The sequence below is a fragment of the Caballeronia sp. AZ10_KS36 genome, assembly GCF_023631105.1.
In the GTDB taxonomy this organism is placed as follows: domain Bacteria; phylum Pseudomonadota; class Gammaproteobacteria; order Burkholderiales; family Burkholderiaceae; genus Caballeronia.
The window spans coordinates 228758-254830 of sequence record NZ_JALQDQ010000025.1 but is presented as its reverse complement, the minus strand read 5'-3'; the positions used below and the strand labels follow the sequence as shown (position 1 = coordinate 254830).

Here is a 26073-nt window from a genome sequence, read left to right as displayed (position 1 = left end):
GAATAAATCGGCGAGACGAGCGGTATCAGCGAGTGTGGGCGCAATCAATAGGTTCGAATTCGGTGGCTTAGGGAGATCCGCGCAATGTGGCCAAGCAGGTCGAAGGTAGACGAGTCCCCGCATGCGCGCTTCGAAGCGACGGTCATGCCGCACCTCGATGCCGCCTATAACCTTGCGCGCTGGCTCTCGGGCAGCCCGAGCGATGCCGATGACGTCGTACAGGAAGCCTATCTGCGCGCGTTCCGTTTCTTCTCGGGCTTCGAAGACGGTGATGAATCGAACGCGCGGGGATGGCTGCTCGCCATCGTGCGTAATACATGGTTCACGGAGTGGCGTCGTCGCGTGCAGTTGGCGGACGCGACGCCGTATGACGAGGACATCGCCGGCGATCAGGCACTGCCGGGATGGTCTGACGATGCCGGCGTGAGTCCGGAAACGCTCGCGGTGCGCAAGGACGAAGTGCAACTGGTGCATCGCGCGCTGGAGTCACTGCCGCTGGTCTTTCGGGAGGTGCTGGTGCTGCGTGAGCTGGAAGACATGAGTTATAAGGAAGTGGCCGCCATTACGGGCGTGCCGATAGGAACCGTGATGTCGAGACTTGCGCGCGGCCGGAAATTGCTGGCGGCAGCAGTACGCGCAGCCCAGGGCGACAGACCGAACGTGCGGCTCGTGCGTAGACCAGAACCGGGTCATTCCGAGGAATCGGGCAATGGACAATAACGAAACTGCCTCGCTCGAAACGAGGTTGACCGATGGCTCGCTCTATCACCACGCGCCGGCGCACCTGCGAGCGCAAGTGCTGGCGCGCGTGCGGGAGGAAGCGGCTCGCGAAACACGCCGGCAATCGCCAACGGCTAGCACGCGCAACACATGGCGGCTGCCTTTTTCCGCGCCGTGGCCTTTTTTCGGCGGGGCATTCGCGGGCGCGACGTTATCGGCAGTCGTGCTGGGCGCCGTGCTCTGGATTCAGACCGCGGCCCGCATGCCGTCCGAATCGCCGATCGCGCAAGAGATCGTATCGAGCCATGTGCGGGCGCTCATGTCGGATCGTCCAATAGACGTTTTATCCAGCGATAAACACACGGTAAAACCGTGGTTCAACGGCCGCATCGACTATGCGCCGCCGGTCATCGACCCGGCAGGACCCGGCTATGCGCTGGTCGGCGGACGGCTCGATTACATCGGGCACCGCCCGGTGGCGGTGGTCGTTTATCGCTATCTGAAGCATCCGATCGACGTGTACGTGTTCCCCGAAAAAGCATCGGCAGCGCCGCAAAAGGACGCCAAGGCAGTCGTCACGCGCTCGGACGACGGCTATGCGCTTGCCCGCTGGAATCAGGACGGCATGACGTTCTGGGCCGTGACCGATGCGTCCGGCGCCGTGCTGCATCAGTTCATACAGGCGATCGAGGCCGGCGCGCCTCGCTAATGCACATAGCACGGCGCTTCTGGATGACGCGCATTTCGCGCTGCGCTCATTTGGTGTTACCTTGCCCGAAACGGACAAGGAGACGCCATGAACAACAGCAGCGCCCCGCCTCGTCACCACGCCTTTACGTCATCGGCACGGCTTGTCGAGCGGGGCAAGATCGTGTCGGCGCGCGAGGCCGTGCGCCTCATCCGATCGGGCGACACGATCGCAACGAGCGGCTTCGTGGGCGTCGGCTTCGCGGAAGAAGTGGCGATGGCGCTCGAAGCGCGCTTTCTCGAAGGCAAGACAGCAGGCGACGCTGAAGCAGACGAGCCGATCGCGGATCTCACTATCGTCTATGCCGCCGGCCAGGGCGATGGGCGTGCGAAAGGCCTCAATCATTTCGCGCATGAAGGGCTCGTGAAGCGCGTCATCGGCGGCCACTGGGGACTCGTTCCCGGCTTGCAGAAGCTCGCCATCGAGAACCGCATCGAAGCGTATAACCTGCCGCAAGGCGTGATTTCGCAACTCTTTCGCGATATCGCAGCGCATCGTCCGGGCCAGTTATCGACTGTCGGTCTAGGCACTTTCGTCGATCCACGGAACGGCGGAGGAAAACTCAATGCCCGCACGACCGAGGATATCGTGCGTCTCATGCAGATAGACGGCACCGACTATCTGTATTACAAAGCCTTTCCCATCGACGTCGCGATCGTGCGCGGAACGACTGCGGATCTGAACGGCAACATCACGATGGAAAAGGAAGCGCTGACGCTGGAAGCACTCTCCATTGCAATGGCCGCGCGCAACTCTGGCGGCATTGTCATCGCGCAAGTGGAACGGCTCGCCGAGTCGAACACGCTCAACGCGCGGCAAGTGAAAGTGCCGGGCGTCATGGTGGATTGCGTCGTTGTCGCGCGCCCGGAGAATCACTGGCAGACTTTCGGCGAGCAATACAGCGCCGCGTTTTCCAGCGAATTGCGGGTCGCCGCAGGTTCACTGCCGCCCATGCCGCTCAACGAACGCAAGGTAATCGCGCGTCGCGCCGCATTCGAACTGATGGCCAATAGCGTGGTGAATCTCGGCATCGGCATGCCCGAAGGCATTGCGAGCGTGGCCAACGAAGAGCAGGTGATCGACCTCTTCACGATGACCACCGAACCTGGCGTGATCGGCGGCATCCCGGCTGGCGGCCTGAATTTCGGCGCGGCGACGAACACGCAGGCCATTATCGACCAGCCGTATCAGTTCGATTTCTACGATGGCGGCGGGCTGGATATCGCCTTCCTCGGGCTTGCGCAAGCAGACCGCGAAGGCAATCTCAACGTGAGTAAGTTCGGACCCAAGCTCGCCGGCGCGGGCGGGTTCATCAACATCAGTCAGTCGGCCAAGAAGGTTGTATTCGTCGGAACGTTCAACGCAGGCAAGCTCGATATCGTTATCGAAGACGGCAAGCTCATCATTCGCCGAGACGGGAATTGCCGCAAATTCGTGGATGCCGTCGAGCACCGCACGTTCAGCGGACCTTATGCCGTGGAGCGCGGTCAGACGGTGCTTTACATTACCGAACGCTGTGTGTTCGAACTGACGAGCGAGGGATTGGCGCTGAAGGAAGTGGCGCCCGGCATCGATGTCGAGCGCGATATCGTGGCTCAGATGGACTTCCGGCCCGTGATTCAGTCGCCTCCGAGCCTGATGGATCCGCGCATCTTCACGGACGAGCCGATGGGTCTGCGCAAGATTCTGCTAGGCCTCGATCTCTCGGAGCGATTCAGCTACGACGCCGACAAGAATCTCTTCTTCATTAACTTCGAAGGCTATGAGGTGGCGAGCCTGCACGACGTCGAAGCAATTCGCCTGGAAGTCGAGAAGCAACTTGCGGGCGTGAGCGTCAAGCCGCACGCTATCGTCAATTACGATAACTTCTCGATTCGCCCCAGCATGCTCGACGCTTATTCGGAGATGGTCACGCGGCTAGTCAGTCGGTTCTATGGCGGCGTGACGCGTTATACGACGAGCAGCTTCCTGCGCATGAAACTCGGCGATGCGCTGAAACGCCGGGGCGTCGCGCCTTATATCTATGAAAGCCCGCAGGAAGCGCGCGAACACGGCACGCGGCGGCCTCGTCAATCTTAGCTTCTTGCTGTTTGAGCCGGAGGCGTTTGCTTCTCCACCCGCAAGCGGCTATGGCGTATGCCGTATGTGAAGTAAATGACGATGCCGATCGCCATCCATATGATGAGGCGTATCCATGTATCGGCAGGCAAGCCGGACATGAGGAAGACGGACGAGATCGCCCCTAACGGGGCCACGATGAACACGGCGGGCGTTTTGAACGCCCGCTTCAGTTCAGGTTGCGTGATACGCAAGACGAGCACGCCGACGCAGACCACGGCGAATGCGAACAGCGTGCCGATGCTGACGAGTTCGCCCACGAGACCGATCGGAAGCAGCCCGGCAAGGACCATGACGATCAGGCCGGTGATGATCGTCGTGATGTACGGCGTATGGAAGCGCGCATGAATCTTCGAGGCGAAGGGCGGCAGTAAACCGTCTCGCGCCATCGAATAGAAAATACGCGGCTGGCTCAGCAGCAAGACGAGAATGACCGATGTCAGGCCGAAGATCGCGCCGAGCTTCACAATGGGCGAGAGCCAGCGCATGCCGATGGCATCGACGCCGACTGCGATCGGGTCCGAGACGTTGAGCTTGTCGTAGGACACGATGCCCGTCAGCACGTACGAGACGAGGACATACAGAATCGTGCAGATGGTGAGCGAACCGAGCAGCCCGATAGGCATGTCACGGCGTGGGTTGCGCGTTTCCTGCGCGACGCACGACACCGAATCGAAGCCGATATAAGCGAAGAATACGACCGCCGCGCCGCGCAGGACGCCGCTCATGCCGTACACGCCGGATTCGCCGGTATTGGGTGGAATGAATGCGCCCGTGGGATTCTTTGCGGTGACCCAGTGACTCGTATCGACGTAGGCAATACCTGCCGCGATGAACGCGAGCACGATCAGTACTTTGATAACCACGATAAAGCTGTTCACCCGCGCCGATTCACGAATGCCTATCACCAGCAGGATGGTGATGAGCCCGACGATGACCATGGCCGGCACGTTGAGGATAGCGCCGGCGTGACTCCATCCCTTGACGGGGTCATAGGCGAAGGGCGCTTGTGAAAGTTGCGCAGGAATGTCGATATGCAGTGAATGCAGAAAGCTGACGACATAGCCCGACCAGCCGATCGCCACCGTCGTTGCGCCGACGGCATATTCGAGTATCAAGTCCCAGCCGATGAGCCATGCAATCAGTTCGCCCATCGTCGCGTAAGCATAGGTGTAAGCGCTTCCCGAAACCGGAACCGTCGAGGCCATTTCCGCATAACAAAGGCCTGCAAGCGCGCACACGATTGCGCCCAGCACGAACGATATGACGATGGCAGGGCCTGCATTCGCAGCCGCGGCGTGTCCGGTCAGCACGAAGATGCCCGCGCCGATGATGCAGCCGATGCCGAGCATGGTGACATCGAGCGCGGTAAGCGAACGTTTCAGCGCGTGACCGCCTTGCTCCTGCAGAACCTCTTCTGTTTCCGACGCTTCCTTTTGCAGTGCAGCGACGGTTTTTCTCTGCATGACGGCCACGATCACCTCCGGTTCTGGCAAGGCACTTGCAGGGCGATAGATGCGCGCCGCCCTGAGGCCGCTGTTTCGTAATAGCAGATTTCCCCGGGGAATACGAGAACGAAGCCGCGCATGCCGGGGCGCATGGATCGGGAAACGCCCGGACGGTAAAGCATTCGTCGTGCCGAAAACCGCATGCGCAGCGGGGTGATTGGTGGCGGTCGGTCCGCTCGCGCGCAGAGCGGCACTATAATCGGCTTGTCGGTTTCGCTTTGACCAACGGGACTCGTTGCGCGAAGGTGCAACGTTCCCTGCTTATTCCTTGACGTGGAGATCAAATATGTCGATCCGCATTGGCGATGAAGCCCCCGATTTCACCGCAGAAACCACCGAAGGCCCGATTCGCTTTCACGAGTGGATCGGCGACAGTTGGGCGATCCTCTTTTCGCATCCGAAGGACTTCACGCCCGTCTGCACCACCGAACTCGGCTATATGGCGAAGTTGAAACCCGAGTTCGACAAGCGCAACACCAAGGTCATCGGCTTGTCGATCGACCCGGTCGACAATCATGCCAAGTGGGCGAAAGACATCGAAGAAACGCAGGGCACGGCCGTCAATTACCCGATGATCGGCGATGCGGACCTGACTGTCGCCAAGCTCTACGACATGATTCACCCGAATGCGAGCGGCGGCGGTCCGCGCACGGCCGTCGACAACGCCACGATTCGAGCCGTGTTCATCATCGGTCCGGACAAGAAGATGAAAGCGACCTTCACGTATCCAATGAGCGCGGGCCGCAATTTCGACGAAGTGCTGAGGTTGCTGGACGCGCTGCAACTGAACGCGAAGCACACCGTCGCCACGCCGGTGAACTGGAAGCCGGGCGATGACGTCATCATCCCGACCTCGGTTTCCGACGAAGACGCCAAGAAAAAGTATCCGGAAGGCTTCAAGACGCTCAAGCCGTATCTGCGTACGGTCGCGCAGCCGAAGTAAGCGGTTGCAGGACCTTCATGCGCTGTGCGGTGTCCCGCGCAGCGCACGTTCTCAGACATGCCCCGTGCGTCTTTCCGGCGACGTGTCGACTTCCCCGGGACGGCGCAGCATCTTGTCCACTTCGCCTGCGTGCAGTTCCTCGGTCTGAATCATCTGCCGCGCATATTCTTCGAGCGCGACCGAGCGGTCTTCCACGAGTCTCAGCAGATCGCGATAAAGGTCCAGCGCGACTTTCTCTGCTTGCAGCGATTCGCGAAGAATCGTCGCGATATCGAACGTATGATTGTCGAGCAACGGGCCTATTTCCAGCGATGGATACGCGCCGAGCGTGGTGATCCATTCGCCCGCCTGATGCGCGTGCATCAACGATTCATCCGCCTGCGCGCGCAGCCATGAAACGATCGGTATGCGGCCGAACCCGAAGACGAGAAACGAATAGTGCGTGTAACGCACGACGCCGGCGAGTTCGGATTCGAGAATCCGGTTCAATACGGCGACGACTTCTTCCTTGTCGAGTTCTGCCATCTCTGCCTCCGAGTCTCAATGCCGAGCGGCTGGCACACCGAATCATTGACCGAATCAGTTGACCCATTGTAGTCATTGATTCCTGCACTCGCATTGGAAAAGGCAGACGCGATTACACGGCTTCTTCGATCCAGATCGAAGCAGTGCGCTCGAGCATGTGCGACATGATTGCTCGCGCGCTTTCCGCATCGCCGGCGTCGATGGCGCGGACCACTTTGCCGTAATCGCTGATCTCCGACTCGGGCATGCGCAAAAGCCCCTGAGGGTGACTGCGCAACGTGGCTTTGAAGGTCCTCATGGCCACACGCACCACGCTACCCATCTGACGCAGAATCTCGTCACCGCTCGCATCGAGAATAGCGTTCAGCAACGCTTCTTCCGTGGTCGCCTGGGAGGCTTCCTCGGGACTCGCATGCACGAGCCGCTGAAATGCTGCGTTGATACCGATGCGCTGATGCCTGTTCGCACGCGCCGCAGCAAGCGCGGCCGCCGGTGGATCGACGAGCGATCGAAATTCGATCAGACGTCGCAGACAGTCGGGATCGGGCAGGGCGCGCAAGCGCCACTCGGCCACTTCGGAATCGATGATCAGCCACTCGTGCGCAGGCCGAATACGGGTGCCAGTCTTCGGCCGTACATCCAGCATGCGCCGCGAGATGAGAACGCTCAATGCCTCGCGCATGATGGTGCGCGAGACACCATGCTTCTGCGAAAGAAGGATCTGAGGCGGCAGAATGTTGTCTTTGTATTCTCCGTTAATAATGCCCGCGACGAGTTGGTTCACCACGCGCTTGACGAGCGATGCTTCATATCCATGGTTCATTTTTTGTTCTCGTGAAAACACCCCACGCTCCGGCTGCGCGTCGCCCGTTCCCGGGCCGCTACCGCTTTTCCTGTCTATGCGGCGCCTCGGCGCGCCGTAAGTTGGTCTCCCTACATTGCCTGCCTTCCCGGCACTCTTCGCCGGGAAGGCGTGCAGCACATACCCCGTAGCGGTCGGTCATGGTCTGGAAGCGCGCCGTCTATCCGCTGCAGCAAGCGTATCGCCCCTCGGCATGATTTAACAATATGGTTCATTGGTAATTCGACTGACTATCGTGCGTCGTCCCACAAACTTCCGACGACATGCAGAGCGCAAGCGTTTGCGGGTTCAAGCCCGCGCCGCAGGCCTTTAGCGGTGTTGTGATATTTTCCCGTTGCAAAGCGAACTGACTTCGCGTGATGCAGTGACCAGGAGAAACCAAACATGAAGATTGCCGTCATGGGCGCGGGCGCAGTGGGCTGTTATTACGGCGGCATGCTCGCTCGCGCAGGACACGAGGTCGCGCTGATTGCCCGGCCCCGGCACGTCGAAGCAATTCAGCGAGAAGGCTTGAGGCTCGATACGCAGACTTTCGATGAGCACGTTCGCGTGTCGGCCAGCACAGACGCGAGCGCGGCAAAGGGCGCGCAGTTAGTGTTGTTCTGCGTCAAGTCGACTGATACGGACAGCGCAGCACAGGCACTCGCGCCTTATCTGGATGCACGCTCGCTGGTCTTGTCGCTGCAAAACGGCGTGGAGAACGCCGAGCGTTTGCGCCAGTTGCTGCCGCACGAAGTCGCGGCGGCCGTAGTCTATGTCGCTGCGGAAATGGCAGGTCCCGGGCATATTCGCCACCATGGGCGCGGCGAACTGGTCATCGAACCTTCGACCATGAGCGAAGACGTCGCGCATATGCTCGCCGCCGCGAACGTGCCTACCGAGATATCGGACAACGTGCGCGGCGCCTTATGGGCGAAGCTCGTTCTCAACTGTGCGTACAACGCGCTTTCGGCCATTGCACAGGTACCTTATGGTCGACTGGTTCAGGGCGAGGGCGTCACTCGTGCAATGCGCGATGTCGTCGACGAGTGCGTTGCCGTCGCCAAGGCCGACGGCGTGACGATCCCCGGCGATGTGGATGCCGCAGTGCGCCGCATTGCAGAGACCATGCCGAACCAATATTCGTCCACGGCACAGGACCTTGCGCGCGGCAAGCACAGCGAGATCGATCACCTGAACGGTTTGATCGTTCGGCGCGGCGAAGCCCTGGGGGTGCCGACGCCGGCTAATCGCATGCTCCACGTGCTGGTCAAACTGGTCGAAGCCAAGGCGGAGTGAAAAGGCGGCAGGCAGCTCAGGAACGGTCGATGCTGAATGTTGGGAGCAGGCGCAGAAATGCTGGCGCCGTCTAACAACTGGAGGGTTTGTCATGAAGTCGATCGTTAAAGCAGTCGCTGCTGCCGCTGTGCTCGCTGCCCCGGCGCTTTGCTTTGCCCAAACGGGCTCCGCCTTGGACCGGAGTCAGGTGCAGCAGGATCTGCGGCAGGTAGAAGCCGCAGGCTATAACCCCGGGGTGTCGGATCGCACGACCTACCCCAGCGATGTCCAGCAGGCAGAAAGCCGCGTCTCCCGCCAGAATGGTGCAGTGGGAGGCGCAAACAACGCATACGGTGGCGTCAATAACGGGACGTCCGCGGCGGGCATGCGTGAATTGCGACCGATGAACGATGCGAACAAGCCGGTCTATTTCGGGCACTGAGCTTTATCGACAATCAGGTCACTCACGGCGGATTGCGGCGCGCGGTGGTGAGGCGCGAGCGGGGCGTTGACTAGACGCCTTCGCGCAGTCCGTCGCCGCCATGGTGACTCTCGTCATTCAAGTCCGCTTGCACCTTCTCATGACCGTTTCAGTCCCCTACGCATTAAACGACAATTGAGACTGCCCGCGTCGATACTGTGCAATCGATGCGGTTTTGCACAACCATTGTTCAATGGCCGGTAGCTAGTCAACGCGAATAATAAAGATAATCTTCTTCGGCAACTATCGCCTGGCCTATTGGTAAACGGGCAAAGCTCATCGCGTTACGCGAGAAGGAATAACTACCAGTTGACAGTTTCATGAAACGCATCGGGCTGCAAAAACAGCAATCTGTTCTTGGTTGCGCGCGATATGTTTGCTAGCATGTAAACAGAATCGCGCCGAACCCACAAAGGCTTTCGTCCGGTGGCACAAGATTTATCGTTATTGGTTGTCGCGCACTGACAGCCGCTTGCCGACATTGACGCAATGCTAACGAAATCTCGCACTCATTGACTACGCTCTAATTTCGCATCAAGCGAATCGAACTTATTCGCCGTGACAGTCGTGTAAGACATGACTGTGAATACCGGCATTTCTCTTTGCTTTAACAGTTGAAAGCAGGACCGTTACAGTCACCATCGGCTTTAAGCGGATGGTGCGCAGTCATGCGCCTGCGATCCGTGATATTGCGGGAGGGACAGTGGAAACCGAACTCAGTCTGAAACTGGCAAAAGCATTGCGACGCTGCGCCTCACATCGGCAATTGCTGACGTATCAGCGTTTCCATGCGTTGTGCGACAAGAGCGTGCCGCTTACACAGCGTTACGCCGCGCTGGAGTCCGCAGTCAAAACGCTCGGCGACGTTGAGGACATCGACTATGGCGTGCTTCTCGCGCTCGACAGTGGCTTGCCGGGAGCCGAGTTCTTCCAGCGTTACTTGCGCTACCGCCGCGGCGAATACGTCGCAATGATGGGCGACCCGAGATTTCATCGTCAGACGGTGGCCTCGAAGAAGGCCCTCGTCGCCCGAGAGCGCGACCGCGTCTATGCACATGCGCGCCTCGCTGCACAGGAAGCCGTCAATCCTGCGATGACCGCGCGAAGCGAGGACAAGCACACGGGCGATGCCTTCGCCTACCACGTCACAATGATCAGGGCGCTGCCGTAACCGCCAATCAATAGCTCAATCGAACCGAAATGTCGGAAGGCGACATTGCGAAGTCGACTTGCTCAATATAATCGCGACAACCAGCACACCGACGCTGCGGATCTCGCACGACGAATCCCGCGGCAAAAGGCGAGCAAAGGGAGCGGGGGCATCCCTTGGGATTCGTGTATGTCGCCAGAGCGAGGACAGAACAATGAAACCGGTCGTATTCGGTGGGCGATTGGGGTGGCTGCATGCAGGAACGGGTAAGCGGGGCGTGGTGCTTTGCAATACCTATGGCCATGAGTATGTGTGGACCTATAGCGGCCTTCGTCTGCTTGCGGACATGCTCGCGGCCCGCGGCCTTTGGGTCTTGCGCTTCGACTACATCGGCACTGGCGATTCCATTGGCGACGATGCCGCGCCGGGTCAGTTCCAGTCGGCAGTCGATGACATCGGCGCCGCCGTCGATTTCCTGAAAGAGCAGACGGGCGTCGAACACGTGGCGCTCTGCGGCTTCCGAGTGGGCGCAGCATTCGCGTTGCATGCGGCACTGCGACGCCCCGTGGACGAGCTCATGCTTCTCGCGCCGGTCGTGAGCGGGCGCACGTACATGCGCGAACTGAGTGTGACGCGCAAGACCTGGCTAGAGAAGCTCGCTGCGCCGTTGCGGGAAGCACAGCCACAGGACGGACCGCTCAATGTTTTGGGCCAAACGTATGCTGAAGACTTCAGGCGTGATATCGAAGCCGTCGATCTGGCAGCCAGCGTCAAACAGTCGGGCGTTGCACCCGCGCCCCGCGTCCTGTTGATGCATGGACGTGTCGGTTCGAAAGACGCGTTGCGCGATGCGCTTGCTTCGCTCGATGTCGACGTACAGGTTCAAGCCTTCGACGACCTGACCGGGTTCATTCAGGAATCGGCCTTCATGGTCATGCCGCATGCAGCGTTCGCGCAGGCGGTGCAGTCGCTTGCCGACGGAACCCATGAGCGCTGCAACGAACCGTCGATGCCGTCTGAATGGCCCGAAGACCTGAGCATCGAAACGCCCGAAGTCATTGAGCGGCCCGTGAAAATAGGCGAGGACGGTCTCATCGGCATCATGTGCGAGCCGCGCCATCCAGTGTCGCGTGGGTCCGCATTTCTGCTTGCCAATACATCCGCGAGTTCGCGTGTCGGTGATAGTCGGCTCTCCGTGCGCATTGCCCGCGATCTCGCAAGACGTGGCATCGCTTCCTTGCGCTTCGATGCGCGTGGCCGGGGCGATAGTCCCGCTGCACCCGGCCTGGGTCAGACCGATACGCCCTATAGCCGCATCTATCATCCGGTCGCGACACGCGATACGGCGGCGGCCGCACGGTGGCTCTCGCAACGCGGCTACGCGTCGATTTTCTCGTTCGGCATTTGTTCCGGCGCCTATCACGCACTCAAGGCGGCCGTGTCCGAGCCCGCCATTACAGGTGTGATCGCCGTCAACATTCCGACGTTCAAACAGCCCGAGGACAAGTCGGCGGACGAGATGCGTCAATCGACACGCAATTCGATGGCGGGCTACGCAGCGTCGATGTTCGAGCTGGGGAAATGGAAAGCGATACTGCGCGGCGACAAGGACCTGCTGCGCGTGCTCGGCTTCATCGTGAGTTATGCAGGGACGCGCATACGTTCGCGCTTCGCGGACATGTTCCGCCTCGACAGCTCGACCGTTGCGTCTGTCGAGCAAGCGACGACGCCCCAAGCGATCGCCCGCGTGCTCGATGCGAAGGGCGTCAAGACCTTGCTGGTCTATGGCAGCTATGACGCGGGGCTGGATCTGCTGGCTGCGCATTGCGGCAAGTTGGGTGTGCGCCTGTCGCGATACCCGAACGTCCGCGTGATGACGTTCCCTGAAATCGATCATTCGCTATTCAATCCGGCGAGCGCGGCGCAAGTCATCGCGCTGTGCGAAAGCGTCATCAAAGAAACGAACGCGCCGGTACGAGAGGGGACATTGGGCGTGCGCGCGCCCGCTGTCTCCTGAGCGACTCTATCGCACGCCGACGCGATAGCGCGTGGTCTGACTGTAGCGCTCCCCGGGCCTCAGCACCACGCGCGACGCATCCGGCATATTGATCTGGTTCGGGAACGCACCGGTTTCGAGGCACAGCCCCGCATGAATGCGATACGGCTTGCCGTCGCGGCCAGGCACGCCTTGCAGATAGTTGCCGGTATAGAACTGCAAGCCGGGCGCGTCCGTCGATACGGTCAATTCTCTTCCGCTCGCAGGGTCGTACAGCACCGCGACCTTGCGCACGCCGCCATCGTTCGTATCCGGCAGGATATAGCAATGGTCGAAGCCGCCGGCGCGCGCAAGACGAGCATCCGGCCACTCCAGTCGCGCGCCGATCGGCGCGCCCGCGCGAAAGTCGAACGCATTGCCAACCACGCTTGCGCGAGCGACGGGAATCATGGCGTCGTCTACATCGAAGAAGCTATCGGCGTCTATCGCAATGACGTGACCGCGTATGTCGCATGCGCCGGGCGAACCGTCACCGCACAAGTTGAAATAGGCATGATTCGTCAGATTGATGGGCGTCGGTGCATCCGCGACGGCATCGTACTGAATCGTGAGCGTGCCATCGTCGTCGAGCGCATAGCGCACCGTCGTTACGACGTTGCCCGGAAAGCCGGCGTCGCCTTCCGGCGACTCGTGAGTGAACACCAATGCGCCGTCGCTCTCGCGTGCGTTCCATATCGCTCGATGAAACCCCGCTGCGCCGCCATGAAGATGTTGCGAGCCTTCGTTGCGGTCGAGCGAATAAGTCACGCCGTCCAGCACGAAGCGCGCATCGCGAATGCGGTTGGCCCATCGCCCGATGATGCCGCCCAGAAACGCGCGACCCTTGAGATACGCTTCGGGCGTGTCGTGTCCGAGCAGAACGTCGGCCACGCGGCCCGCGCGATCCGCTGCATGCCATGAGACGAGCGTCGCGCCGAGATCGCTGATCGCGACTCTCATGCCGTGCGCGTTGCGCAGCGTAAAGAGACGCACGCTGTCGCCGCCTGGCAGGCTGCCCCAGCGCTCGGCGGAGATTCGGTCGGCGTTCGTTCGGGCGACGCCCTCGGTGTCGGCGATATTCATAAGTCGATGCCCTTCGTAGCGTCAGGCAGTGTGCGAAGACGTGGCCTGAAGCCGTTCCTGATATTCGCGCGGAGTGCAATCGAGCTCGCGCCTGAAGACGGCGTACATGTATTGAAGCGATGTAAAGCCACAGCGTATCGCCACTTCCGCACTGGGTATGTCCTGTTTCGCAAGCAATTGCTTGGCCACCTGTAGCTTATGGCTGAGGATTTCCTGATGCACGGTGCAGCCGAGCTCGCGCCGAAAGTGATCTTCTAGCGATGAACGCGATACACCGACGTAGTCCGCAACCTGGTCGGTCTTGATGCCCTGGCATCCGTATTGGCGAATGTAATGGCGCGCACGCATTACGTAAGGACTCGCCACGGGTTGATGCCGCGTGGATTCGAGCACGTTGATGCCGACCGGCGGCACGAGTATTCGCCGCCCTGCAAAGCGCGCCCCGCCGAGCATTTGATGCAGCAGGTGGGCCGCCGTCCGTCCCATTTCCTCGGTTCCCTGAATTACCGACGAAAGCTCGATGCGCGTGAGCGATCGCGTGAGCGGATCGTTGTCGATACCGATGATCGCGACTTCCTCGGGCACCGCAATGCCTGAAATCAGGCACGCTTGCAGCAGATGCCGCGCACGCGCATCGGTGACGGCAATGATGCCGACGGGCTTCGGCAGGCTTTGCAGCCACGATGTGAGTTCGGCGCTTGCCTGACTCCATACCGGGGCGCTCGTCGGCAAACCGCGATGTATCTCCGCGTCCAATCCGTCGGCCTCGACGAGCGCCTGGAACGCGTGTTCGCGCTCCTGAGCCCAGCGGTTCTCGCTGGATTCCGGCAGGCTGTACAGGGCGAAGCGTTGCAGTCCCGCGCTGATGAGATGCGTATAGGCAAGCGATACGAGCTTGGCGTTGTCCGTAGCGATATAGGGCAACGATGCCGGGTAACACGCCGCATCGTGATAGGAGCCGCCCACGGCCACGACGGGAAGCGGGCAATCGGCGAGCGCGTCGCAGACGGCAGGGTCATCGAAATCCGCGATGATGCCGTCGCCATCGAAACGTTCTATGCCCGTCAGCCGCGCCCTGAAATCCTCTTCCAGAAAGAGGTCCCACGCGACGCGCGTGGACAACAGGTATTGGCCGATGCCCGTGATGATTTCGCGGTCGTACACCTTGTTGGCGTTGAAGAGCAACGCAATGCGATGCGGACGATTCATGAAAATCTCTTAGCGGACTTAAGGGTTTTCCATATGTGAAGCGTGACTGCCGACTATGCAGCCGCTTCATTCTCGCTTCATTCTCGCTTCATTCTAATGGCATGCGTCATTCAACTCCGGCCATTGCCAAGAATCGCTAATCACGCTGGCGAATTTCGCAATTGAAGCACGGGGCGCACGGCTGGCAGCATGGCGTCACTCTAAAGCGCGATTCAAACGCGCGCATTCGAAAACAGGAGACGCGATGCCTTCGCTCGAACATCTTCCAAGCGCCCGTTTCGAGGGTGCGGGTTCAGACAATCCGTTCGCTTATCGTCATTACGATGCGGACAAGATGGTCCTCGGCAAGCGCATGGCCGATCACCTGCGGCTTGCCGTATGTTACTGGCATTCGTTCGTGTGGCCGGGCGTGGATGTGTTCGGCGCCGGCACGTTCGATCGGCCGTGGCACAAAGGCGGCGATGCGATGGAAATGGCGCGCATGAAAGCCGACGCCGCGTTCGAATTCTTCGGCAAACTCGGCACGCCGTTCTATACGTTCCACGATACCGACGTCGCACCGGAAGGCGCGAGCATTCGCGAATACGTCGACAACTTCGAGCGCATGCGCGACTACCTCGCGAGCAAGCAAGAGGCAAGCGGCGTGAAGCTGCTCTGGGGCACGGCGAACCTGTTCTCGAATCCGCGTTATGCAGCGGGCGCAGCCACGAACCCGAACCCCGACGTATTCGCCTTCGCCGCCACGCAAGTGCGCGAGGCGCTGCAAGCCACGCTCGATCTCGGCGGCGAAAACTACGTGCTGTGGGGCGGCCGCGAGGGCTACGAGACCCTTCTGAACACGGACCTCAAACGCGAGCGCGAGCAGCTTGCGCGCTTCCTTGCGATGGTCGCCGAACACAAGCACAAGATCGGCTTCAAGGGCGCACTGTTGATCGAGCCGAAGCCGCAAGAGCCGACCAAGCATCAATACGATTACGACGTCGCCACCGTGCATGGCTTTCTCACGCAATTCGGCCTGCAAGACGAGTTCCGCGTGAACATCGAAGCCAACCATGCAACGCTTGCCGGGCATTCGTTTCACCACGAGATCGCGACGGCCTTCGCGCTCGGCATCTTCGGCAGTGTCGACGCGAATCGCGGCGATCCGCAAAACGGCTGGGATACGGATCAATTTCCGAATAGCGTGGAAGAACTCACGCTCGCGCTTTACGAGATTCTGCGCAACGGCGGCTTCACGACAGGCGGCATGAATTTCGATTCGAAGGTACGCCGACAGAGTATCGATGCCGAAGATCTGCTGCATGGCCACATCGGCGCGATCGACGTCATTGCGATCGCGAGCGAACGCGCAGCGAGGCTTGTAGAGAACGATCGGCTCGCGGAACTGAAGGCAGACCGCTATGCCGGTTGGGAATCCGAATTCGGGCGCAAGGTGTTCGCGGGCGGCTATTCACTCGACGCACTGGCGAACGATGCCATCTCTCGTGGAATCGATCCCCGGCACGTAAGCGGTCAGCAGGAGCGCCTTGAGAATTGGGTCAATCGCGCGATCTACGGTTGATCGAGGATAAAAAACATTAGCGCGAGCGGTCGATTTCGCAATTGCAGCGCGGGCGAATAGCGGCCACTCTTCGAGTCGAAACAATCATAGCGACGCCTGCGAACACGTATTCGCGGCGCACTGTATGTAACGCCGGGCGCTCTCGCACGACTACGCCCGCGGCCATTCAAAACAGGAGTGAGACATGAAATCATCCATTCGCCGTTCGGTATTGAGTTCGCTCGTCTGCGCCGCCATGTGCGCAGGCTTTTCACTGGCGGCGCCGCTCGCGCACGCAAGCAAGGACAAGCCCGAGATCGGCTTTTGTATCGACGATCTGCGTGTCGAACGCTGGTCGCGCGATCGCGACTATTTCGTAGCGGCTGCGACGAAGCTCGGCGCGAAAGTGTCGGTGCAGTCCGCCGACGCAAGCGAAGCGCGTCAGATTTCGCAGATCGAGAACCTCATTTCGCGTGGCGTCGATGTCATCGTGATCGTGCCGTTCAATTCGAAGACGCTCGGCAACGTCGTGGCGGAGGCGCACAAGGCGGGCATCAAGGTCGTGTCGTATGACCGCCTGGTGCTCGACGCCGACATCGATGCCTATATCTCGTTCGACAACGAAAAGGTCGGCGAATTGCAGGCGCAAGGCGTCTATAACGCGCAACCGAAGGGCAATTACTTTCTGCTCGGTGGGGCGCCCACCGACAACAACGCGAAGATGCTGCGAGAAGGGCAGATGAAAGTGCTCAAGCCCGCTGTCGATCGCGGCGATATCAAGATCGTGGGGCAGCAGTGGGTGCCGGAATGGAGCGCATCCACGGCGCTGCGAATCACCGAAGATGCATTGACCGCGAACAACAACAAGATCGATGCGATCGTCGCATCCAACGACGGCACGGCGGGCGGCGCCATTCAGGCGCTCGCCGCGCAGAAGCTCGCGGGCAAGGTGCCGGTGTCGGGGCAGGACGCCGATCTCGCCGCAGTCAAGCGCCTCGTGGCCGGCACGCAGACCATGACGGTCTACAAGCCTCTGAAACTCATTGCAGGCGATGCCGCCAAGCTCGCCGTCGATCTCGCCAAGGGCAACAAGCCCGCGTTCAACGCGAAATACGACAACGGCAAGAAGCAGGTCGATACGGTACTGCTGCAGCCGACATTGCTGACCAAGTCGAACGTCGATGTCGTCATCAAGGACGGCTTCTATTCGCAAGCGCAACTGGCCGGCAATTAATGGTCCTGCGGGCATTGCCTTAGGCGATGCCCGCTTCGTTCAGCACAGTCAGGACACCAAGCATGGCACAGGCGCTATTGGAGATGCGCGGCATCGCCAAGTCGTTCGGCGGCGTCAAGGCGCTCGACGGCATCGACCTCGTCGTGAATCAAGGCGAATGCGTGGGACTTTGCGGTGAAAACGGCGCAGGCAAATCGACGCTCATGAAAGTGCTGTCGGGCGTCTATCCGCATGGAACGTGGCAGGGCGAAATCATCTGGGATGGCAAGCCGCTTCGGGCGGCCGGCATTCGCGACACCGAGCATGCGGGCATCATCATCATTCACCAGGAACTTATGCTGGTGCCGCAACTGTCGGTGGCCGAGAACATCTTCCTGGGTAACGAAATCACGCTGCCCGGCGGGCGCATGAATTACCCGGCGATGTATCAGCGCGCAAGCGAACTGCTAGGCGAGCTGAACATACAGGGCATCAACGTGGCGCAGCCGGTGATGAACTACGGCGGCGGCCACCAGCAATTGATCGAGATTGCCAAGGCGCTTAACAAGAAGGCGAGACTGCTCATTCTCGACGAACCTTCTTCATCGCTTACCGCGTCTGAAACGCAAATCCTTCTGGATATCGTGCGAGACCTCAAGCGGCGCGGCGTCGCGTGCGTGTATATCTCGCACAAGCTCGACGAAGTCGAAGCCGTCTGCGACACCGTGACGGTCATTCGCGACGGCAAGCACGTCGCCACGCACCCGATGCGTAACGTCAGCACCGACCGCGTCATCGCGATGATGGTCGGGCGCGAGATCACGAATCTCTTTCCGCGCCCGGCGAAGGAAGACCGACAGCCGATCGGCGAGGTGGTGTTCGAAGCGCGTCACGTGACATGCTTCGACATCAACAATCCGAACCGCAAACGTGTGGACGACGTGTCGTTCGCACTGAGAAAAGGCGAGATTCTCGGCGTCGCGGGGCTCGTCGGCGCGGGGCGCACCGAACTCATGCAGGCCGTGTTCGGCGCATATGCGGGGCAGTGTGCTGCGCAGGTCATCGTGAAAGGCAAGCCCGTTGCCATTCGCACGCCCGGCGACGCGATCGCCGCGGGCATCGCCATGGTGCCCGAAGATCGCAAGCGTCATGGCATCGTTCCGCAACTGGGCGTCGGGCATAACATCACGCTCGCGGTGCTCAGGCGTTTTGCCAAAGGCGGACGTATCGATACGGCTGCGGAACTCGATACCATCCACACCGAGATGAAACGGCTCTCCGTGCGCGCCGCGCATCCGATGTTGTCCATCGCGAGTCTGTCCGGCGGCAATCAGCAGAAGGCCGTACTCACGCGCATGCTGTTGACCAATCCCGATGTGCTGATTCTCGACGAACCGACGCGCGGCGTCGACGTAGGCGCGAAGTACGAAATCTACAAGCTGATGTTCGAACTCGCGCAACGCGGCGTATCCATCATCATGGTGTCGTCGGAATTGCCGGAAGTGCTCGGTGTCTCGGACCGCGTGCTCGTCATCGGCGAAGGCCAGTTACGAGGCGATTTTCTTAACGACGGCCTCACGCAAGAAGACATTCTTTCGGCCGCCATCGCAACGCGGCAGGAAACCGACTCAATCGATTCAGCGAGCCTCGCATGACTCCCGATCTCATTTCTACGCCGAAGCCCAGCAAGGACGAGAAGGGCGCGCCGCAGCCCGCCGGCCAGCGCATGAAGCAGCTATTCACGCGCTATAAACTGTTGGCGCTGCTGCTCGCCGTCGCCGTCATCTGGCTGTTCTTCTCGTTTCTGACCAATGGCGCGTTCGTCACGCCGCGCAATCTCTCGAACCTTTTGCGGCAGATGTCGATTACCGGCATGCTCGCGTGCGGCATGGTATTCGTCATCATCTCCGGCGAAATCGATTTGTCCGTGGGCTCCCTGCTCGGGCTGCTCGGCGGCGTGGCCGCGATTCTCGATGTCACGTATCACTGGCCCATTGCGATCACCTTGCCGGTGGTGATGGTGCTCGGCGTTGCCATTGGTCTTTTCAACGGCTGGTGGTCCACGTATCGAAGAGTGCCCTCGTTCATCGTGGGACTCGGCGGCATGCTGGCCTATCGCGGCGTTCTGCTGGGTATAACCGGCGGTTCGACCATTGCGCCGGTGTCGGATTCACTCGTGTTCATCGGGCAAGGTTACTTGCCGCGCGTGGCCGGCGATACGCTCGCCATCGCGCTCTTCGCTCTGCTCGCAGTGTTGACCTTGCGTCAGCGACGCAGCCGTCAGCGTTATGGCCTGCCGGTTGTCGCGCCGTGGCAGGACGCCGTGAAGATCATCGCGGCGGGCGTGATTCTCTTCGCGTTCGTCGCGACGCTCAACCGTTACGGCGGCATTCCGGTGCCCGTGCTCGTGCTGCTCGCGCTGCTCGGCGTCTTCACCTACATTGCGACGCAAACGGTGTTCGGCCGGCGCATCTATGCGGTCGGCTCCAATCTGGAGGCGACGCGCCTGTCCGGCATCAACACCGACCGCGTGAAGCTCGCCATCTTCGCGCTCATGGGTTTGATGTGCGCGTTCGGCGGACTCGTCAATACGGCGCGTCTCGCGGCTGGCTCGCCTTCTGCCGGATCGATGGGCGAGCTCGACGCCATCGCGGCATGCTTCATCGGCGGAACGTCGATGCGTGGCGGCTCCGGCACCGTGTATGGCGCGATCATCGGCGCGCTCGTGATGGCTAGCCTCGACAACGGCATGTCGATGCTGGATGTCGATTCGTACTGGCAGATGATCGTCAAAGGCGCGATCCTCGTGCTCGCCGTGTGGATCGATGTCGTGTCGGGAACTGCGCGTCGATAAGCGCAAGCAGCGAGGTGCCGGGCGGCAGGCGGCCGCCCGCGCATCGACGAGGTAAAGTACGAGGCTACGCTTCGTCCCTCGTGCCTTCATGTCTGCTCCGCTCCTGCTTCGAGAAATATTGCGCGTCGTGGCGCGCCGATACCGTTTGCCTGCGCTCTCTGCTGTGTCCAATGGATCATCGATACCGTCGCCCGCCACGGCGCTTGCAATCGTTATCGAAGAGGCACGCTGCGCGGTCTCGCACGGTGAAGCGCCGACCATAGAGATGAAGCAGGCTTTTCTCGAAGGGCTTGCACGCCTGATCGAAGAAGCCTTGCACGACGAATCCGGCGACCCTGTTTTCAAGGCCACGTTGCTCCGGCACCGCGTGGCGGAAGTGCGCGAATACGTGTCGCTGTCGGCGCAGGCGAAGCAGGATCGTCGATCCATTCGCGCCAGTGTCAACGCCATCGCTCATCCTGGCAAACAGCGCGCGTCGTCGGATGCGCAGCGCGAGGCCTTCGCGCAATTGCACGCTTGCGCGTCGTCGCCATATATATTCGGCCTTGCCGATATCGCGCAACGCTTGCTGGCCATTGCCGAAATCGCCGACGAACCCCAGTCTCGCGATGCCCTGACGCGGCTGATCGAGAATCCTTCCTTGCTTCGGCTGCAACGTCTTGAAACGCTGCTTCGGGATGAGCGTGTGCAGGCGTATCTGTCGCTATGGGACCGGCATGGTCCGCGCTCCGGCAGCGCGCAAGCCGCCGCCGAAGGTAACGCTTCGCAGAAGCGCGGCGCAGCGGCCGAAGGGCGCGCCAGTCACGCGTTGCAAGCTATTGCAAACCGTCTTGGAGACGAAGCGGGCGATCGCGCGGCGTATCGCGTCGTGACCTCCATGCACGTTCCCGCGTCCATTCCGGGTCGCGCCGACCGCGCGAAAAGCGAGTGGGATGCGGTGCTGCTCGAACGGGCCAACAATGCCGATGAAGCGCCGGAATGGAATGTCTGTCTCCTCGTCGAATCGAAGGCCTCTGTCGATGCGGCGACGACCGATCTCTCCCGGCTGCTTCGTGGTATCGAACTCCTGGCGCATGCAGACGAAAACGTCTCGTACGCATTCGAAACGGCTCAAGGCGCCGTGCGTCTGCGCGGCTCGTCGCTACACCGCTTGACGACCGACGAGGCCAGCCTGCAAAGCACCGTTCTTTACTGCTGCGATGCGCCTGCCGACACGGCGCAGCGCGTGCTCGGCGCGGGCAGCCGCATGCAGCTGCTGTCGGCGCCAGCGAGCCTCGATTTCGCCTGCATGCTGCAAGATCATCGACCAGCCGATGTCCGAACGCTCGAACCCGTGTGGAAAGATCTGCTCGAGTCGCCTCGCTGGCGCGGCGTGCTGCATCAATACCCGATGCTGCGACGAGTGCGCGAACTCATGGTCCATACGGAAGACTTGTTGATTGCAATCGATCAGGTCTCGCCCAATGTTTGAACGCGCATGTCCGTCATCGGCCGCTGCGCGCCATGCTCGAAAGCACGCCGTCGCGACGAATCAGCCCATGAAACAGCGCTGCGGCGAAGTGCATGACGAAGGTCGCGAACAGCAGCAGCGCGAGATACGTGTGCGCGCTTCTCAGCAACGCATAAAGACGCACGTTCACCGGTGCGATCGGCGGCAGATGCACGCCGCCCAGCATGACGATCGGAAATCCGCCTGCCGATAGCATCGACCATCCGACGAGCGGCATGGCGAAGAGCAACGCATAGAAGAGCCAGTGCGAGCCATGCGCGATGCGTTGCTGCCAACGCGGCATATCGTCGGGAAGGGCGGGCGTGCGGTGCGTCAAGCGTACGGCGAGACGCAGCGCCGTGAGCACGAGAATCACGATGCCGAGAGGGCGATGTATGGCGATCAAGGTCTGATGCCACGACGAAAGCGTCGCGACCATGCCGACGCCGATGAACAGCATGCCGATCACGAGGACCGCCATGAGCCAGTGAATCCAGCGCGCGGCCGGACTGAAGTGGTTCGCGTCAGTGCGCTTCATGATGCGCCTCCTCATGCGTTCTGCGGTTGAACGAAACGGAATACGCGGACGAACGCGCCGCGAGCAAAGGGTCGTCCGAGACCATGAGCCCAGCGGGCAGCACGGTCGGGTCGAAGTTGATGTCGCGGCAAGCGCCGTCGGCTTGCGGGCTCTCGCGGGTAATCACGAGCGTGCCCGCGTCGATATGCTTGCGGTCTTCAGGCCATGCTTGGGTCGCGTCGTTCGTGACGTCGCCCGGTTGCGCGACGGTCAAGATCAGGTGCCACCGTTGCGGGCCATGAGCGAGGCGTCCTCTCAATTCTTCGTCGAGGAAGTCGTGACGCGCGGCGTCATGTTGCGATACGGCCTCGTAGTCGGCTTCGGGCACGAGGGACCAGCGCACGGCATGCGTAACGCCCGAAGCGTCGGTCGCTCGGAACGCGTTGATGCCGTAATACGCGGCATTAGCGTAGCTCGATGACGGCGCGTGCGCCTTGACCCAATCGCGAAAGGGCCTTGTTTCAGGATGCGCTGCAAAGAAGGCGGCGAGCTTCGCGGGATCGGGCTTGCCGGTCTTCGGATCGGGACGCGATGCGACCAGTTGCTCATAAAATCCCTGCGCGCTGTTCACGATGAACACGGGAGTGCTGTTCATCGCTGTGCGCCACTGTTCGCCATCACGCAGCCGGAATTCGAGGGCGAGGCTGCGCACGGGGCTGCCTGAATCGCTGACGAACGGATTCGGGCCGGGTATCGCGAACCTGCCTGTCACCGGCGTGCGCTCTCGCGTGAACACTTCGGCACGGGAGAGCGATGACGCGTTGCCGTTGCCGTCGAACCAGCCTTCGACGCATACGCCTTTCGCATGATTGCGCCGGTATCCCGCATGCACGCCGCTCACGCTTTCGAACGTGTCGACGATCTTCGTCGACGTCAGCCTGTGCGTGTCGCCGATGCCCGCCACGTAGGCGAACGCGGTGCCGATTGCGAGCACGCTGCCGCCGATCACCGCCAGCTTCGCGAGTTCGCGTGCATGTCGCCTTGGACTCCGCAAGAGTCTCATCAGTGAGAAGGGTGCCTGTTTCATGGTGTTTCGCTCGCTGTTCGATGGATCAGTGACGCGAACACGCGTGCTTGCACGGTTATTCCATCAACGCGTCGATTTAAATTTCTGGAATAGATCGGCTCCGTGGACGGTTTGCCTTCATGCAAGCCCAATGAATTCTTCTCAAGGAGTCGAACATGAACATCGCCAAAGTATTCGCCGTTTCCGCCGCACTCGTCGTCTCGACCGGCGCATTCGCTCAAGGTCTCACGCGCGACGAAGTGCGCGCGCAACTCGTGCAGGCCGAGCAGAACGGCTCGCGTCTCGTGACCGATGCATCGTATCCGGACGTTAGCCCCATCTATCAGAATCAGACAGCGCGCATGAAGACGCCGGAGAGCGGCGCTTATGGCGGCATGAAGACCGCGTCGGGCGCGGGGAGCGCGTCGATGAGCCCGTCCGACTGCGTGGGTCCTTACAGCTTCTGCCATATCTATGCGGGCTCGTGATCGCCGCAAAAAAAAGTCGACGCTTGCGGGAATAAACGCCTCGCAACGTTGTTAGCCATATAAAGACGACTCAGCGCAACGAACGTGGACCCGCATTCCGACACCCGCCTTTCCGAAGCCGACGTCCAGGCCTTCGCCGACGGCCTGCTCGCGTCGGAACGGGCCGCGTCGCTGCATGCCTATCTCGCTCGCCGGCCCGAGGAAGCGCGCAGAGTCGTGTTCTATGATCGGCTCAATGCGCAGTTGCGCGAGATGTTCCGCGACGACCGCAGCGCGCGAGAAGCGAGTCATCGGCGGACCGGCGCGCGGTTGCGGCTGTGCGCAGCCATTGCCGGCTGTCTTTTGCTCGTGATCGGCGCAATCTGGGCCACGGTGCGCGTACCGGACGCAGCACTGGAACGCGCAGCCGTATCCGCCCTGGCGATTCAGGCGACGGTGCCTGTTCGCGCCGCGAGCATCGCGGACGCGCCCGATCTCTCATCGGCGGGATTTCACGCCGTCGATGCGACGACCGTCACGCTCGGGGCATTCTCGACCGTGAAGGTGTTCGCTTACCGTAACGCCAGCAATCAGCCGCTCGTGCTGCTCTCGACGTGTGCGCCGCCGTCGTTCATGCGCCCAACGTGGCACGCGCATAGAATCGGAACAGCGCGTCTTATCGAATGGATAACGACATCGGGCGTTCGCACGGTGGTCGGAGCTCGCGCCGGTACGCCGGGGCTCATGCGTGCCGCCGAAGTGTCGATGGCTCGTCAGAACATGCAATGGAATGAACGATGAACGCAAGATTGCCCCGCGAGGTGCGCCGATGAGCGTGCGCGAACAACTCATGGATCATCTGCCGCGCTTGCGTCGTTATGCGCGCGCGTTGATCCGCAATCAGGAACTCGCCGACGATCTCGTGCAGGACACGCTGGAACGCGCGCTCAGGCACACGGACAAGTTTCAGTCGGGCACCGATCTGCGCGCATGGCTCTTCACGATCATGCATAACGTCTTCGCGAATCAGACGCGACGCGCGGATGCACGCGCGGTTCATGTTTCGGTCGACGACGATCCGCTCGACGAAAGCCAGTTCGCGGTGGCAAGCCGCGACACGCAATCGCTCGAAATGCGAGACCTCGATTACGCGCTGCAACGGCTGCCGGTCGAACAGCGTCAGGTGGTGCTGCTGGTCGGGCTCGAAGAGATGTCGTATGCGGAAGTGGCACTCGCGCTGGAGATTCCGCTCGGCACCGTGATGTCGCGGCTATCGCGTGGACGCGAAAGGTTACGCGCGCTCATGGCGGGCAAGCAGGAAGGCGTGCAACTGAAGGTGGTGCGATGAACAAACAAACGACTTCCATCAGCGAAGAGGATATCCAAGGCTATGTCGATGGCGTGCTCGGCGAACAACGGCGCGAAGAGATCGATCGGCTGCTGGAGACCGATCCTGCGCTCGCAAGCCGCGTCAGCGATTACTTCGCGTTAAACGGCATGCTTCACGATCGCTTCGATCGCGTATTGCAAGAACCGTTGCCGGAGCGTTTGACGCATGTGCTGGACACGGTGGATGCGCCCGATGCGCAGGATGCGACCGCCACGCGGGCCGCAAAGGTGAACGCCGGCCGCGGTCCTGCGGCGAACTGGCCGAAGTATGCGGGCATGGCGGCGGCGCTCGTGCTCGGCATCGGCATCGGCGTGGCCGGCATGATGAGTCCGCCTGCGCGCGACATGCTCGCGTCCGGCAATGACAATCCGTCGCTTCGTCATGCAAGCCTGACGAAGGACGAGTCCTTCGCGCGGCAATCCGCGATTGCTTATGTCACGTATGCGCCGATGGTGACGCGCCCGGTCGAGGTCGGCGCGGATCAGGAAGAGGAGCTCGTCAAGTGGCTGTCGAACCGGCTCGGCACCGACGTGCATGCGCCCGTGCTCACGCGCGTGGGGTTCAATCTGATGGGCGGACGGCTCTTGCCCGGCGACGAAGGCCCGATTGCGCAGTTCATGTATCACGACGCCCAGGGCGAGCGCATCACGCTCAACGTGTCGCATCGCAAGGTGAGCACGGACGTGACTGCGTTCAAGCTCTATCAGGATGGCTCCGTCAATGTGTTCTATTGGGTCGATGGCGATTTCGGCTATGCGGTGTCCGGTGCGATCGCGCGTCCGCAATTGCTGGCCGTTTCGCATGACGTGTACGAACAATTGACCGCGAGGAACGGGCAGGGCGCGGCTGCGCGATGACCGCATGCAAGGCGCGTACGCTCGTGCGCTTGCCGTCGCGG

24 protein-coding genes are annotated in these 26073 nt (G+C 61.1%); 17 read left to right on the top strand and 7 right to left on the bottom strand.

The window, feature by feature from the left end:
* The first annotated feature begins 84 nt into the window (after nt 1–84).
* The 3 genes from NCR35_RS16570 (at nt 85) to NCR35_RS16560 (ending at nt 3547) form a co-directional block, all read left to right on the top strand.
* Nucleotides 85–720, top strand: a complete 636-nt coding sequence (locus tag NCR35_RS16570; RefSeq protein ID WP_250535209.1) for an RNA polymerase sigma factor — start codon at nt 85–87, stop codon at nt 718–720.
* On the top strand, nt 710–1429 hold the full coding sequence (locus tag NCR35_RS16565) for an anti-sigma factor (RefSeq protein WP_250535208.1): 720 nt from the start codon (nt 710–712) through the stop codon (nt 1427–1429). Before NCR35_RS16570 ends, NCR35_RS16565 begins: the two co-directional genes overlap by 11 nt.
* 87 nt (nt 1430–1516) lie before the next feature.
* A complete protein-coding gene (locus tag NCR35_RS16560; protein WP_250535207.1) occupies nt 1517–3547 on the top strand; it encodes an acyl CoA:acetate/3-ketoacid CoA transferase in 2031 nt (676 codons plus the stop codon).
* On the opposite strand, the gene NCR35_RS16555 is transcribed toward NCR35_RS16560, so the two are convergent.
* A complete protein-coding gene (locus NCR35_RS16555; RefSeq protein WP_250535206.1) occupies nt 3544–5052 on the bottom strand; it encodes an amino acid permease in 1509 nt (502 codons plus the stop codon). The genes NCR35_RS16560 and NCR35_RS16555 overlap by 4 nt on opposite strands.
* A 328-nt stretch (nt 5053–5380) precedes the next feature.
* Here NCR35_RS16555 and NCR35_RS16550 point away from each other — a divergent pair, with 328 nt between their 5' ends.
* Nucleotides 5381–6037 (top strand): peroxiredoxin, encoded by a 657-nt coding sequence (locus NCR35_RS16550; RefSeq protein WP_244849208.1) that lies wholly within the window; start codon nt 5381–5383, stop codon nt 6035–6037.
* A gap of 51 nt (nt 6038–6088) precedes the next feature.
* Here NCR35_RS16550 and NCR35_RS16545 read toward each other — a convergent pair whose 3' ends face one another.
* Both NCR35_RS16545 and NCR35_RS16540 read right to left on the bottom strand, forming a co-directional pair.
* A complete protein-coding gene (locus NCR35_RS16545; RefSeq protein ID WP_244849209.1) occupies nt 6089–6562 on the bottom strand; it encodes a ferritin-like domain-containing protein in 474 nt (157 codons plus the stop codon).
* 112 nt (nt 6563–6674) lie between these two features.
* Nucleotides 6675–7544 carry a FadR/GntR family transcriptional regulator gene (locus NCR35_RS16540; RefSeq protein WP_250535205.1) on the bottom strand — a complete coding sequence of 290 codons (870 nt, stop codon included), beginning with the start codon at nt 7542–7544 and terminating at the stop codon, nt 6675–6677.
* Nucleotides 7545–7808: 264 nt separating this feature from the next.
* Between NCR35_RS16540 and NCR35_RS16535 the strand changes: the two genes are divergently transcribed.
* From NCR35_RS16535 to NCR35_RS16520, 4 genes are all read left to right on the top strand, one after another.
* Nucleotides 7809–8702, top strand: a complete 894-nt coding sequence (locus tag NCR35_RS16535; protein WP_250535204.1) for a ketopantoate reductase family protein — start codon at nt 7809–7811, stop codon at nt 8700–8702.
* 91 nt (nt 8703–8793) lie between these two features.
* Nucleotides 8794–9123 carry a DUF4148 domain-containing protein gene (locus tag NCR35_RS16530; RefSeq protein WP_250535203.1) on the top strand — a complete coding sequence of 110 codons (330 nt, stop codon included), beginning with the start codon at nt 8794–8796 and terminating at the stop codon, nt 9121–9123.
* A 742-nt stretch (nt 9124–9865) separates the two neighbouring features.
* On the top strand, nt 9866–10333 hold the full coding sequence (locus NCR35_RS16525) for a hypothetical protein (RefSeq protein ID WP_250535202.1): 468 nt from the start codon (nt 9866–9868) through the stop codon (nt 10331–10333).
* A gap of 193 nt (nt 10334–10526) precedes the next feature.
* On the top strand, nt 10527–12329 hold the full coding sequence (locus NCR35_RS16520) for an alpha/beta hydrolase (protein ID WP_250535201.1): 1803 nt from the start codon (nt 10527–10529) through the stop codon (nt 12327–12329).
* A 6-nt stretch (nt 12330–12335) separates the two neighbouring features.
* Here NCR35_RS16520 and NCR35_RS16515 read toward each other — a convergent pair whose 3' ends face one another.
* On the bottom strand, nt 12336–13430 hold the full coding sequence (locus NCR35_RS16515) for an aldose epimerase family protein (RefSeq protein ID WP_250535200.1): 1095 nt from the start codon (nt 13428–13430) through the stop codon (nt 12336–12338).
* Between the two features lie 21 nt (nt 13431–13451).
* Nucleotides 13452–14639, bottom strand: coding sequence for a XylR family transcriptional regulator (locus NCR35_RS16510; protein WP_250535199.1), 1188 nt, complete (start codon nt 14637–14639; stop codon nt 13452–13454).
* A gap of 244 nt (nt 14640–14883) precedes the next feature.
* Between NCR35_RS16510 and xylA the strand changes: the two genes are divergently transcribed.
* The 5 genes from xylA to NCR35_RS16485 all read left to right on the top strand — a co-directional run bounded on the left by xylA (nt 14884) and on the right by NCR35_RS16485 (nt 21717).
* Nucleotides 14884–16200, top strand: coding sequence for a xylose isomerase (xylA, locus tag NCR35_RS16505; protein ID WP_250535198.1), 1317 nt, complete (start codon nt 14884–14886; stop codon nt 16198–16200).
* 184 nt (nt 16201–16384) lie between these two features.
* Nucleotides 16385–17413 carry a D-xylose ABC transporter substrate-binding protein gene (gene xylF, locus NCR35_RS16500; protein WP_250535197.1) on the top strand — a complete coding sequence of 343 codons (1029 nt, stop codon included), beginning with the start codon at nt 16385–16387 and terminating at the stop codon, nt 17411–17413.
* A 62-nt stretch (nt 17414–17475) separates the two neighbouring features.
* Entirely contained in the window at nt 17476–19047 is a 1572-nt protein-coding gene (gene xylG / locus NCR35_RS16495; protein ID WP_250535196.1) for a D-xylose ABC transporter ATP-binding protein, read from the top strand.
* A complete protein-coding gene (locus NCR35_RS16490) occupies nt 19044–20246 on the top strand; it encodes a sugar ABC transporter permease (protein WP_250535195.1) in 1203 nt (400 codons plus the stop codon). The genes xylG and NCR35_RS16490 overlap by 4 nt, the downstream gene beginning before the upstream one ends.
* A gap of 265 nt (nt 20247–20511) precedes the next feature.
* Nucleotides 20512–21717, top strand: a complete 1206-nt coding sequence (locus tag NCR35_RS16485) for a 3-deoxy-D-arabino-heptulosonate 7-phosphate synthase (RefSeq protein ID WP_350029208.1) — start codon at nt 20512–20514, stop codon at nt 21715–21717.
* 13 nt (nt 21718–21730) lie between these two features.
* On the opposite strand, the gene NCR35_RS16480 is transcribed toward NCR35_RS16485, so the two are convergent.
* Both NCR35_RS16480 and NCR35_RS16475 read right to left on the bottom strand, forming a co-directional pair.
* Complete coding sequence (locus NCR35_RS16480; protein WP_244849222.1) at nt 21731–22273, bottom strand: cytochrome b; 543 nt, start codon at nt 22271–22273, stop codon at nt 21731–21733.
* On the bottom strand, nt 22260–23315 hold the full coding sequence (locus tag NCR35_RS16475; RefSeq protein WP_250535457.1) for a catalase family peroxidase: 1056 nt from the start codon (nt 23313–23315) through the stop codon (nt 22260–22262). Before NCR35_RS16475 ends, NCR35_RS16480 begins: the two co-directional genes overlap by 14 nt.
* A gap of 179 nt (nt 23316–23494) precedes the next feature.
* Between NCR35_RS16475 and NCR35_RS16470 the strand changes: the two genes are divergently transcribed.
* The 4 genes from NCR35_RS16470 (at nt 23495) to NCR35_RS16455 (ending at nt 26032) form a co-directional block, all read left to right on the top strand.
* The gene (locus NCR35_RS16470; protein ID WP_250535193.1) at nt 23495–23806 is read left to right on the top strand and encodes a DUF4148 domain-containing protein; all 312 of its coding nucleotides are present in this window, start codon (nt 23495–23497) and stop codon (nt 23804–23806) included.
* A gap of 84 nt (nt 23807–23890) precedes the next feature.
* Nucleotides 23891–24586: an anti-sigma factor family protein gene (locus tag NCR35_RS16465; RefSeq protein WP_250535192.1), complete on the top strand. Its 696-nt coding sequence runs from the start codon at nt 23891–23893 to the stop codon at nt 24584–24586.
* Between the two features lie 28 nt (nt 24587–24614).
* Entirely contained in the window at nt 24615–25133 is a 519-nt protein-coding gene (locus NCR35_RS16460; protein WP_206469523.1) for a sigma-70 family RNA polymerase sigma factor, read from the top strand.
* Complete coding sequence (locus NCR35_RS16455; protein ID WP_250535191.1) at nt 25130–26032, top strand: anti-sigma factor family protein; 903 nt, start codon at nt 25130–25132, stop codon at nt 26030–26032. Before NCR35_RS16460 ends, NCR35_RS16455 begins: the two co-directional genes overlap by 4 nt.
* Nucleotides 26033–26073 lie beyond the last annotated feature (41 nt).